The 12,555-nt window shown below is 56.9% G+C and carries 10 protein-coding genes; all 10 read left to right on the top strand.

Features of this window, described 5'->3' with window-relative positions:
- Positions 1–196: 196 nt before the first annotated feature.
- The 10 genes from MYS68_RS29415 to MYS68_RS29370 all read left to right on the top strand — a co-directional run bounded on the left by MYS68_RS29415 (position 197) and on the right by MYS68_RS29370 (position 12,507).
- Positions 197–1,051, top strand: coding sequence for a DUF72 domain-containing protein (locus MYS68_RS29415; RefSeq protein ID WP_248929213.1), 855 nt, complete (start codon positions 197–199; stop codon positions 1,049–1,051).
- Positions 1,052–1,153: 102 nt separating this feature from the next.
- A complete protein-coding gene (locus tag MYS68_RS29410) occupies positions 1,154–1,423 on the top strand; it encodes a hypothetical protein (RefSeq protein WP_248929212.1) in 270 nt (89 codons plus the stop codon).
- A gap of 116 nt (positions 1,424–1,539) precedes the next feature.
- Positions 1,540–2,415 carry an SMP-30/gluconolactonase/LRE family protein gene (locus MYS68_RS29405; protein ID WP_248929211.1) on the top strand — a complete coding sequence of 292 codons (876 nt, stop codon included), beginning with the start codon at positions 1,540–1,542 and terminating at the stop codon, positions 2,413–2,415.
- 152 nt (positions 2,416–2,567) lie between these two features.
- A complete protein-coding gene (locus tag MYS68_RS29400; protein ID WP_248929210.1) occupies positions 2,568–5,291 on the top strand; it encodes a response regulator in 2,724 nt (907 codons plus the stop codon).
- Positions 5,292–5,339: 48 nt separating this feature from the next.
- Positions 5,340–6,203: a CheR family methyltransferase gene (locus MYS68_RS29395; RefSeq protein WP_248929209.1), complete on the top strand. Its 864-nt coding sequence runs from the start codon at positions 5,340–5,342 to the stop codon at positions 6,201–6,203.
- 42 nt (positions 6,204–6,245) lie between these two features.
- Positions 6,246–8,528 carry a PAS domain S-box protein gene (locus tag MYS68_RS29390; protein ID WP_248929208.1) on the top strand — a complete coding sequence of 761 codons (2,283 nt, stop codon included), beginning with the start codon at positions 6,246–6,248 and terminating at the stop codon, positions 8,526–8,528.
- 86 nt (positions 8,529–8,614) lie between these two features.
- Positions 8,615–9,445 carry an aldo/keto reductase gene (locus MYS68_RS29385; protein WP_248929207.1) on the top strand — a complete coding sequence of 277 codons (831 nt, stop codon included), beginning with the start codon at positions 8,615–8,617 and terminating at the stop codon, positions 9,443–9,445.
- An 80-nt stretch (positions 9,446–9,525) separates the two neighbouring features.
- Positions 9,526–9,978: a Dps family protein gene (locus tag MYS68_RS29380; RefSeq protein ID WP_248929206.1), complete on the top strand. Its 453-nt coding sequence runs from the start codon at positions 9,526–9,528 to the stop codon at positions 9,976–9,978.
- 124 nt (positions 9,979–10,102) lie between these two features.
- A complete protein-coding gene (locus MYS68_RS29375; RefSeq protein ID WP_338043628.1) occupies positions 10,103–11,290 on the top strand; it encodes a PQQ-dependent sugar dehydrogenase in 1,188 nt (395 codons plus the stop codon).
- Positions 11,291–11,310: 20 nt separating this feature from the next.
- On the top strand, positions 11,311–12,507 hold the full coding sequence (locus MYS68_RS29370; RefSeq protein ID WP_248929204.1) for a class I SAM-dependent methyltransferase: 1,197 nt from the start codon (positions 11,311–11,313) through the stop codon (positions 12,505–12,507).
- Positions 12,508–12,555: the final 48 nt, after the last annotated feature.

Raw genomic sequence — 12,555 nt, 5'->3', positions numbered from 1 at the left:
AGATCTCCTTTCCGATTCCTTCTTTTGAAGCCTAAGATCAATGAGTGTGGCGGCTGCAATCAAAGAAGCCAATTTTGGCGTTGCAGGGGTGAAGCGACAGATGCAACGGCGGATGCTGCATGCTACAATACCATAAGATCGACGCGAAAGACAAAGTTTGCCTGTTTTTCGCCTTTTTCGGAGAGTGATGTCAGAAGTGCTGAAAAACATTCGAATCGGCCTCACCGGCTGGGGGGACCATGACGATTTGTACACGGACAAGCAGGCCGCGCGCGAGAAGCTGAGGACGTACAGCGCCCATTTTCCGGTCGTGGAGGTCGACAGCTCCTTTTATGCCGTGCAGCCGGTGAAGAACTATGAAAAATGGGCCGCTGAAACGCCGCCGGGCTTCGGGTTTATCGTCAAGGCATACCAAGGGATGACCGGCCATGCGCGGGGGGAGTCGCCTTTTGCCGATAAAGACAGCATGTTTGCGGCGTTCCGGGAGTCGATCCGCCCGCTGATCGAGGCCGGCAAGCTGAAGGCTGTCCTGTTCCAGTACCCGCCTTGGTTCGAATGCGTGAAGGAAAGCGTCGATGAGCTCCGCTACGCCAAGGACAAGATGAAGGACATTCCGCTGGCGCTGGAGTTTCGCAACCAAAGCTGGTTTACCTCCGAGATGAGGGAACGCACGCTCGCTTTCATGACGAAGGAAGGCTGGATTCACAGCGTCTGCGACGAGCCGCAGGCGGGTGTCGGATCGGTGCCGACCGTGCTTCAAGCGACGCATCCGCAGCTCACCGTCGTCCGGTTTCACGGGCGCAATGCGGCGGCGTGGAATCAGGGGGGCGGCCCGAACTGGCGGGAGGTGCGATACTTGTACCGCTACAGCCGGGAGGAGCTGCTCGAGTGGAAGGATCGGCTGGAGCTGCTCGCAGGGCAGTCGGAAGAGGTGTGCGTCGTGTTCAACAACAACTCCGGCGGAGATGCCGCCGCGAATGCCAAGCAGTTGATCGAGCTGCTTGGGTTGGATTATGAGGGGCTTGCGCCCCGGCAGTTGGATTTGTTTTGAAGGGTAACCCGGTTCTCCTTGCATAAAAAAACGTTCATTTCCTCACATTAGAGAAAGTGCACCAATTTTCCCGACGTATTCCAATAAGAGGAGGAATGAACGATGCCCCGTTACGATTCCAGCCTGCAATCGCAAAACCCGATTTCCCAGGCGCAAAACTCCGTCGAGTCCGCGCACAAGGCGGTGACGCAGGCGCAATCGCATCCGACCGAACAGACGGTGGAGCAAGCGCATAATTCCATCGAGCATGCGGAGACGGCGCTGGCCCAAGCGGCAGACGGCGAATACCAGGAGCCATTGCAAAGAGCGCGCGAGTCCCTGGAGCAGGACAAGCAAGCTCTGCAGCAGGCGGAGCAGGACCAGCAGCGATAAAGGAGCGGAAGACGACCTGTACCGGTAATGACCGGGTACAGGTTTTTTTTCTGAGCATGCCGACATTGTGGTAAAATAATCCTAAAATGAATGAGATCTACAGGAGGAGGCTTGTTATGGAGCAAGTGCAGCTGTTGATCGACGCCAAGGCGGCTTTGGGAGAAGGCCCGTGCTGGGACCCTGTCTCGGGGCGGCTGTATTGGGTCGATATTTTGGGGAAAAGGCTTCACATTTATGATCCGCGGTCGCAAACGGATCGGGTCATTCAGCTGGATCAGGAGGTAGGCGCTGTCGTTCCGCGGGCTCAAGGGGGCGTCGTGCTCGCACTGCGCCGGGGCTTCTACGCGCTCAACCTGGACAACGAATCGTTGGAAGCGATTGCGGAGCCTGAGCCGGATAAGCCGAACAACCGGTTTAACGACGGAAAATGCGATGCGAAGGGGCGCTTCTGGGCAGGTACAATGGATATGCAGGAGAAGCCGGGCGCCGGCAAACTGTATCGGCTCGATCCGGACGGAACGGTCCATACGATGATTGACGGAGTAACGACCTCGAACGGATTGGTCTGGAGCCCCGACCGGCAAACGATGTATTACATCGATTCGCCGACCAAGCAGGTCGTTGCTTACGATTATAACGAGGAAAGCGGACAAATTTTCGGCAAACGGACGGTCGTTACGCTGTCCGAAGGTGAAGGCGTCCCCGACGGGATGACGATCGACGAGGAAGGCATGTTATGGGTCGCACAATGGGACGGCCACAAAGTATCGCGCTGGGACCCGGCCACCGGTGAACGTTTATCCTACATCGAATTGCCCGCGGCCCGCGTGTCATCATGCACATTCGGCGGAGATCAGTGGGATGAGCTTTATATTACAACGGCGCGCGTAGGCCACGACGAAGCTTTTTTGCAGCGTTACCCCTACGCCGGCGGCGTGTTCCGCGTCAAACCCGGCGTCCGCGGTCTGCCGACCCAAAGCTACGGCGGTTGAGGCGTATTACATAGTTAAGGCGAGTAAGCCCTTTCTTCGGAAGGGGCTTTTTTAATACAAATGTTATATTTCCCAACAGGAATAATCAGGCAATGCATCGAAGATATAAATGAGGTTGTGAGGTTCATCACAGAATGGGAAAAGGACTGAACATGAAATTAAAGACGAAACTGTACTGGGGATTTGCCGTCGTCGCCGTTATGATGGTGATTTTGTTTGCGATCGTAGTAAACATTCAGTCCGTACTGCAGAGCAACATGGAAAAGGTGGTGCTCCATTACGAAAAGTCCCAGCAATCGCAGTGGATTCGTTTTAAGGTAAGCGAAATGCAGCGAAAGATGGCTTTGCTGCCGTATTTAAAGGATGAGCGGCAAATCATGGACCAACTGGTGCTCCTTCAAAAGGATCGGGCGGACGCCACGGCGTCTTTGGATGAGCTTCAAGAGAAGACGGATCGTCCGGAAGTGAAGCGAATTATCGGACTACTGCGCGACGCTATGGCCGTCCATGCCCGGGCGGAGCGGGATATGATGCAGGCGTACAAAAACAAGCAAACTACCGAATTTGCCAGGCTTCTGCAGGAAGAAGTGTCCTACGTAGCCGAGAACATTTATCCCGATGTGCAGAAAATCAACGATTTGCAGGAGGAGGCGATCCAGGCCGCGGAGAAAGAGTCCGAGCGGCTCAGAGAGACCGCTCTCTGGACCGGCATTGCGCTGACGGCGCTCACGCTCGTGCTCGGCGGCGCCGTTACGCTTTGGGCCGCGCGCACCATTTCCCGCCGCATCAACCATATCGTCGCCGTTATCATGCAGATGGCGGACAAAAGCTACGAGGATATTCCCCGGATTGACCCGGGAGCTCAGGATGAAATCGGACAAATAGCCGCCTCCTTCAACGGCATGGCCGATGCTCTGGAGGAGCATGCCCGCCGGCAGCGCGATTATCAGCAGCGGCTCGAGCAGGAAAGCTGGCTGAAGAGCACGTTTGCCGAAATCACCGGCAGGCTGCAAGGAGTTTTGGATCTGGCACGGTTTGCCGAAACGTTTATCGGGGATGCGGCCAAGGCCGTCGATGCTTCCTATGCGGTGATGTACACGAGGCAAGAGGAGGAGAAGGTTACCACTTTTGTCAAAGCAGCCGGTTATGCACATTCCGGCGGCGGGGCGGGACGCGACGTCTTCCTTGCGGGCGAAGGGCTTATCGGTCAGTGTGCGGCGGACGGCAATCCGATTCGGCTGGCGAATGTGCCGGAGGATTACTTTGCCGTTCAATCGGGGCTTGGGGAAGCGCTTCCCAGGCAGCTGCTTATTATGCCCGTCTCTTACCAAAATGAAGTGATCGCCGTCCTGGAGTTTGCCTTTCTCGAGCAGCCGCAGCTGCTGAAGGTACAGCTTTTGGTCCAGCTTGCGGACCAGCTCGGCATTATGATTTATGCCGTGCAAAGCCATATGCACAATGAGAAGCTGCTCATGGAATCCCAGCTGCAGCAGGAGGAGCTGCAGGCGCAAGCCGAAGAACTGCAGGGTCAAGCCGAAGAACTCCAGCTGCAGCAGGAAGAGCTGAGGACGACAAACGAACAGCTCGAACGCGAATACGCGGAGTCGGATCGGCGGACCAGGGAGCTCGAGCGCATTCGCGAGGAGCTGGAGCGGGCGTCCCGTTACAAAAGCGAGTTTCTCGCCAATATGTCGCACGAGCTGAGGACGCCGCTCAACAGCCTGCTGATTTTGGCGCAGCTGCTGCTGGAGAACAAGGAGGGCAATTTGCTGCCGCATCAGCTCGAATTCGCGCGAACGATTCATCAATCGGGCAGCGACCTGCTGCTGCTGATTAACGATGTCCTGGACTTGTCCAAGGTGGAATCGGGCAAGTTGACCGTATATGCGGAGGAATGCCTGCTGGAAGAACTCGTCGGCTTGTGGGAGCGGCAGTTTCGGCCGATGGCACAGCAGAAAGGACTGGATTTTCACGTAAACATGGCACCCGACATTCCGAGGACGGTACGTACGGATCCGCAGCGGCTTCAGCAAATTATGATCAATTTGCTCGCCAACGCGTTTAAATTTACGGAGTTCGGAGAGGTGCGGCTCGATATATATGCGCCCGACCGCAAGGAATGGAGCGCCGGGAGCGAGCTCGCGGATGCACCGTATGTGCTCGCGTTTGCCGTGTCCGATACCGGAATCGGTATCCCCGAGGACAAAATAAACCTGATCTTCGAGACGTTCCAGCAAGCCGACGGCTCAACAAGCCGCAGCTACGGCGGTTCCGGTCTCGGTCTTTCCATCAGCCGGCAGCTGGCGAGTCTGCTTGGCGGGACCATCGCGCTGAAGAGCGCCGTGGGAGCGGGCAGCCGGTTCACGCTGTATTTGCCGGTTCCGGAGCCCGCAGCCGTGCTGCCGCCTTCCGGCGAGGCGCTTCGGGAAACGGCTGCGGCCAGGGCGGACGAGGCCCTTGCCGGGCCGGAAGAGCCGGAGGAAGATGCCGGAGGCATCACGCTCGCCGGCAAATGCGTGCTGATCGTCGACGACGACATGCGGAATGTGTTTGCGCTGACGACCGTATTGGAAGGACAGGGCATGAAGGTGCTGTTTGCCGAGAACGGAGGCGAAGCGGTCGAAATGATGCGGGGCGGCGTGCAGGTGGACATCGTGCTGATGGATATCATGATGCCGAAGGTGGACGGCTATGAGGCGATGCGGATGATCCGCAGCATGCCCGAGTGGGCCGGGGTGCCGATCATTGCCCTGACGGCGAAAGCGATGAAGTCCGACCGGGAGAAATGCATCGAAGCGGGGGCGTCCGACTATATAAGCAAACCGGTTAAACCGGCCCAGCTTATTTCACTGATCCGCGTTTGGCTTTACCGATAAACGACCGTGCGGGCCGGGAACCTAATGCCTGCAGGATGGAGGGGAATAGTGACGCATCCTGCCGTAAATATCGTCAAATGCCTGGAGCGGGATCTTTCGGAGGTCGAGCGTATTGAAATCGAGCTGCTCCTAGAGGGAATCTACCGGCATTATGGGTTTGATTTTCGCGATTATTCGATGTCCACCTTGCGGCGCCGCATATGGCACAGAGTAAGGGCGGAAGGGCTTTCCACCGTCTCCGGCCTCCAGGAAAAGGTGCTCCACGATCCGCGGGTGATGGACAGGTTGTTCGCCGATTTTACGATTCATGTGACGGAAATGTTCCGCGATCCTACGTTTTTCCTCGCGTTCCGCGAGCAAGCGGTGCCGCTCCTCAGGGAGCTTCCGTTTATTCGCATCTGGCACGCGGGATGCTCGACGGGGGAAGAAGTTTACTCGATGGCGATCCTGCTTCACGAGGAAGGGCTTTTGAAGAAGACGCGAATCTACGCGACCGATTTGAACGACGCCGTGCTGAGGCATGCCAAAAAAGGCAAGTTTTCGCTGGATAAAATGAAGCTGTATACCGCCAACTATTTTCGCTCCGGGGGCAAAAACGCATTCTCCGAATATTACTCGGCGCACCGGGAGTACGCGCAATTCCATTCGTTTTTGACGGAGCCGGCCGTATTCGCCCAGCATAATCTGGCGACCGATCATTCCTTTAACGAATTTCAGGTGATCATTTGCCGGAATGTGCTCATTTATTTTAATTCCGGGCTGCAGTCGCGCGTCCATCGGCTTTTCTACGACAGCTTGAGCATGGGAGGGTTGCTCGGTCTCGGAGGCCGGGAAACGATCTCCTTGACGGAGTATGCCGGCTGTTATGACAGCATTAGCGAGGCGAAGCGTTTATATCGCAAGATCAGGTGAGCGGTCGGCGGCATAGGAATTCGAGTGATAAGGAAGAGGACCATGAATCAGATGCAAGTAAATATATTGCTCGTGGATGATCGTCCGGAAAATGTGCTGGCCATGAAGTCGCTGCTGGATTCGCCGGATTACCGTTTAATAGCGGCCTACTCGGGCGAGGAAGCGCTGCGCTGCATCTTGAAGGAGGATTTTGCGCTCATTTTACTCGATGTACAGATGCCGGGACTTAGCGGCTTCGATACGGCCAAGCTGATTAAAGCGCGGGAAAAATCACGGCATATTCCGATCATTTTCGTGACGGCGCTCAGCCAGGCGACGGAAAACGTCATCCAGGGTTACGAGGCCGGGGCGATCGATTTTATTTTCAAGCCGTTCCATCCGAGCGCATTGCGGTATAAGGTTGACGCTTTCGTGAACATGTACCGGTACCGTCAGCAACTGAAGCAGCAAAACGAGGTGATTCGTTCATACGCGACGGAGCTCGAGATCACGAATGCGAGGCTGACGGCCACCGCCGAGGAGCTGCATCGGACTGAAGCGCTGGCGCGGATGGCCCTGGAAACTTCGGCCGATACGATTTTGACCTTGCGTGAAGACGGCACCGTGATCGAAGCCAATCCGTCCCTTGAAAAAATGTTCGGGATACGGCCCGAGGAGCTGATCGGCACGGTGGCGGAATCGATACTCCCGAACTGTGCGATACCGCGCGGCGGCATGGAAGGGGATTCAGGGGAGGGGACGGCTCTGCACAAGGATGGAACGGCCTTCCCCGTCGAGGTGCAGAAGGGCGAAGCCCGCGTCGGCGGCAAATCGATCTATGTCTATACGATTCGCGATATTACGCTGCGCAAGCAGCTTGAAGCCGAGCGGGAGCGGCAGCTCCAACAAATGGAGCAGCTTGTGGCCGAACGAACGGAAGAGGTACGCGCGTCTCGCGATCAACTGAGCGATATATTGGAAAGCATCACGGACAGCTTCCTGACCGTGGATAACCAGTGGCGGCTGCTCTATATCAACCGGGTCGCGGAGCGGCTGCTCGGCGTCCGGCGGGAGGACGTTTTGGGCCAGAACGTATGGGACGTTTATCCGGCCCACGATATGATGCATCAGCTGCTGCATAAAAGCGCCAGCGAGAAGTTGCCGCTTCGCTTCGAAGTGTTTTCTTCCGTTTCGGACAGCTGGCTGGAAATACGCACTTACCCGACGGCGCAAGGAATGTCCGTCTATTTAAGCGATTTGTCGGAACGCAAGCAGATGGAGGAAGACATCCGCCATTCCCAGGAGCGGTTTTATAAAATTTTTCAGTCCAGCCCAAGTCTGATCGCGATCTATTCGACGGTGGACGGAAGGTATATCGACGTGAACCAAAGCTGGATCCGCCATACGGGCTACACGTATAAGGAAGCGATGGAACGCCGGGTCGATCTGAAGCTGACGGTGGAAAGCCCGGACCGTGTTGTTCCGCTGGATGCGGCGTCAGTCGTCAAGGACGAGAAGGTGATCTTCGTGACCAAAAGCGGCGAAACCCGCACAGGGCTGCTTTCCACGGAAATCATCGACATTCAGGGCGAGCCGTGCATGCTGACGGTTATCACGGACATCACCGACCGGATGGAGCTGGAGCGGGAGCTGGCGCGGCTCGACCGGCTTCATCTGATCGGCGAAATGGCGGCGGGCATCGCTCATGAAATCCGCAATCCGATGACGACCGTGCGCGGGTTCCTGCAGATGGCGAAATCCAACTCGGCCCTGCCGTCCTCCGATATTATCGATCTGATGGTGGACGAGCTGAACCGGGCCAATATGATCATCACGGAATTTTTGACGCTCGCCAAAAATAAAACGACCGACCGCAAGAAGCAGTCTCTGAACGGTATCGTAGAGACGATGTTTCCGCTCATTCAGGCGGAGGCGACAATGACGAACAAAAGCGTCGAACTGCAGCTGAGTCCGACACCGGAGCTGCTGCTGGACGAAAAAGAAATTCGCCAAATGCTGCTGAATTTGACGTTAAACGGGCTGGAAGCGATGGAAGCCGGAGGTCTGCTGATCATACGCTCCTTTGCCGACCCGGGCAGCCGTGCGGTGTTTCTGGAGGTGCAGGACCAAGGGAGAGGGATTGAAAAAGAAGTGCTGGACAAGCTCGGCACGCCGTTTTTTACGACCAAGGACCAAGGAACCGGGCTTGGGCTTGCCGTCTGCTACAGCATCGTTGCCCGGCATAATGCCCGGCTGGAGGTACAGACTGGGGAAGGCGGCACCACCTTCAGGGTGCGCTTCGAACAAACGCCCCGCCCGGTCGTACGCAGCGGCACGACGGAGTAGCGAATTTTTTTCCGTGGGAGTTTGTATGTTATGATAGGGGTGTCCAGCCAGTATTCAAAATTCGACCAATACGGGAGGTCATGAACATGACGACATCTCTTCAATCGGCTACGACATTACATAACGGAGTGAATATGCCTTGGGTCGGCCTCGGAGTCTGGAAGGTAGATAACGGCCGGGAGGTCGAGCAGGCGGTTCAATGGGCGATCGCCGCGGGATATAAGAGCATCGATACCGCGGCCGTTTACGGCAACGAAGAAGGCGTCGGCCGTGCGCTGAAGCAATCCGGGGCCAGCCGGGAGCAGCTTTTCATCACCACCAAGGTATGGAATTCGGACCAGGGGTACGATTCCACCCTTGCTGCATACGAGGAAAGCTGCCGCAAGCTGGGCCTTGATTACGTGGATCTTTATTTGGTGCACTGGCCGGTTAAAGGCAAATACAAGGAGACGTGGCGGGCGCTCGAGAAGCTGTACAAGGACGGCAAGGTGCGGGCGATCGGCGTGAGCAACTTCCAAATTCACCATCTGCAGGATGTGATGGCGGACTGCGAAGTCGTGCCGATGGTCAATCAGGTCGAATATCATCCGCTGCTGCAGCAGCGCGAGCTGCTGGCGTTTTGCAAGGAACACCGCATTCAGATGGAGGCATGGAGCCCGCTGATGCAGGGCAACTCGCTCGATCATCCGGTCTTGCGGGAGCTTGCCGCGAAATACGGCCGCACGCCGGCGCAAATCGTGCTGCGGTGGGATCTGCAAAACGGCGTCGTGACGATTCCGAAGTCGGTAAACGAAAGCCGCATTCGCGAAAACGCCGATCTGTTCGGCTTCGAGCTGTCGGCGGAGGATATGGACAAGATAGCTTCGATGAACCAAAACAAGCGTTTCGGCCCGGATCCGGACAATTTTAACTTCTAAAGCTCCAGCTTATTCTGACGGACGGCATATTTTTCCCTTCCCGGCGTTACACTAAGGCGAGGAAGGAGGGATATGACGGGATGACAACCGTACTGACCAAAGACGTCACCGCCGTGCTGAATACGCAAATTGCCAACTGGAACGTGCTGTATGTGAAACTTCACAATTACCATTGGTACGTGAAGGGCCCGCAGTTTTTCACCCTGCACGCGAAGTTCGAAGAGCTGTATAACGAAGCGTCGCAAATCATCGACGATTTCGCGGAGCGTCTTCTTGCGCTGAAAGGAAAACCGGTCGCTACGCTGAAGGAGATTGCGCAGACGGCTTCAATCAAGGAAGCGACCGGCGGCGAAACGGCCGAGCAGATGGTGCAATCGATCGTATCCGATTTCACGGCCATCATCGGCGAGCTGAAGGACGGCATACGCGCAGCCGAAGCGTCGAACGATCCGGCTACGGCCGATATGCTGCTGGGCGTGGCCGGCAGTTTGGAAAAGCACGTATGGATGCTGCAGGCGCATATGGGAAAATAAAGGCGGCATGAAACGGTTCAGGGAGCCCGAAGGGGCTCCTTTTTGCTTGCGTCGGCCGGCTTTGATATCATTTGAATAGAGGCTTTAGGCAAATATTTCAAATTTTTCGATCGGGGGGAAAATGATGAATCTGGTTACTTTAGGGTCTGCGCTTAGCCTGTTGGTCTCGCTGATGGTATCCGGCTGCGAGGCGAAAACTCCTGCCGACAAAGCGGTGACCGGGCCGGTGCAGGGGGAAACGCCGCCCGCTGCGAAGCAGTCGGACTCGTTTCCGTACGAGCGGCAGCTCGTAGCGGATCGTCTGGACGTGCCGTGGGATATGGCGATCGCGCCGGACGGGCGCATCTTTGTGACCGAACGCCCGGGAGCGATACGCGTGATCGAGAAGGGCAAGCTGCGCGAGGAGCCGGTGTACCGGTTTAACGACACGTTTTATACGAAGAGCGAAGCGGGGCTCCTCGGAATAACGCTCGATCCGAATTTTGCGAGCAATCGCTACATGTATGTGTACCATACGTACCGCAGCGGGAATCAAATCAAAAACAGGGTCGTCCGGCTCGTGGAAAAGGATAACGCGGCCCGGATCGATAAAGTGCTGCTGGACGATTTGCCGGGCGAAAATATTCACGACGGGGGCCGCATCCGCTTCGGGCCGGACGGCATGCTTTACGTGACGAACGGCGACGCGAACGACCGGCCGATGGCGCAGGATGTGACCCGGCTCGGCGGCAAAATCATGCGCATCCAGCCGGACGGCGGGGTGCCGAAGGATAACCCGTTTGCGGGCTCGCCGGTATACAGCCTCGGCCACCGCAATCCGCAAGGGCTGGCGTGGCATCCGGTGACGAAAGAGCTGTTCAGCTCGGAGCATGGACAGTCGGCGCACGATGAGATCAACCGGATCGAACCCGGCGGCAATTACGGCTGGCCATACATCGAGGGGGACCGGACGGAGCCGGCGGCAAACGATAAAAGCAAACTCGGACCGGGCAAGCTGATTGCTCCGATTGTCCACAGCAAAGAAGAGACGTGGGCGCCGTCGGGCATCACTTTTGTCTCCAGGGGCCCATGGAAAGGCAATCTGCTCGTGGCCTGCCTGCGCGGCACGCGGCTGCTGCGCATCGAGCTCGGCAGCGACAACCGGACCGTAAAGCAGGTGGATACGCTGCTGAAGGACGAACTCGGCCGCATCCGCAACGTCGTCGAAGGGCCGGACGGCTCCATTTACGTGATGACGAACAACCGGGACGGCCGAGGACAGCCGAAGCCGGATGACGACAAATTGATCCGGTTCGCGCCAAAATTCAACTAAGAACGGAGAACAGATGTTTTATGGAATCTTTAGTCAAGCTGACGGATGAAGTGATGGCCGCCGGTACGCTCATTCAGGCCACGCTCAGTCAGCGGCGCAAAAGCGATCCGGACAGCTTCGCCAAGGTAACGGTCAAGCCGGTGGAGCTGAAAGGTGCGCTGCATTACCAGTTCAGCTATCATTACAGCAAAAAAGTGACCCACGAAAACATGACGCCCGAAGATACCGGCAAGAGGCTGCTGGAGCTTCTGGAAGAGACCTTCCGCCAAGCGTTGTATCAAACGGCGGAGGCCGATTACCAGGTGCTGATCAGCAAAAAGATGAAGGTGGCCGTGCTGAAGAAGCCGGCGACCAGGCAGCGGGCGGAGCTGTCGCATAACCGGAAGAAGAGGTATTTGCTCGAGGAGGGGACGCCCGTTCCTTTCCTAGTCGAGCTTGGCGTCATGAACGAGGAGGGCAAGGTGCTGGCGAAAAAATACGATAAGTTTCGTCAGATCAACCGCTTCGTCGAGATGATCGCGGATGTCGTCCCCCACCTTCCGAAAGGCCGCACCGTGCAAATCGTCGATTTCGGCTGCGGCAAGTCGTATCTGACCTTCGCTTTATACCATTATTTGAAGGAAGTGCAGGGGCTCGATATCGAGGTGACGGGCCTTGACCTCAAGGCGGAGGTCATTCGGCATTGCGGCGGCTTGGCCGAGAAACTCGGCTGCGACCGGCTGCGCTTTCTGATCGGCGACATCGCGGAGTACAGCGGGCTGAAAGAGGCCGATATGGTCGTCACCCTGCACGCCTGCGATACGGCGACCGATGCTGCGCTTGAGAAAGCGGTGCGCTGGAACGCATCCGTGATCCTGTCCGTGCCGTGCTGCCAGCACGAGCTGATGCCGCAGCTGCAAAGCGACGTGCTTGCGCCGATGCTTGGCCACGGCATCGTCAAGGAGCGGTTCGCTTCGCTGGCCACCGATGCGGTGCGGGCGAGGCTGCTCGACATCGTCGGCTACAAGACGCAGCTTGTCGAATTTATCGACATGGAGCATACGCCGAAAAATATTCTGATCCGCGCCGTTAAAGGGAAGAGCAGATCTTCGGACCAAGCCCGGATGGTCAAGGAATACCTGGAGTTCAAAAAGTTTCTGCATATCGATCCTTATTTGGAAAGAGCGCTCCGGGACCGGCTGCAGCCGCTGTTCGACGCGGGGTCTCCGCTCCCGTAAACGTTAAAAACGCCAGGAAGCCGAAGCGGCTTCTGGCGTTTTTTTGGA

It is taken from the genome of Paenibacillus hamazuiensis (genome assembly GCF_023276405.1).
GTDB lineage: Bacteria > Bacillota > Bacilli > Paenibacillales > NBRC-103111 > Paenibacillus_AF > Paenibacillus_AF hamazuiensis.
This window is presented reverse-complemented; position numbering and strand designations above follow the sequence as displayed.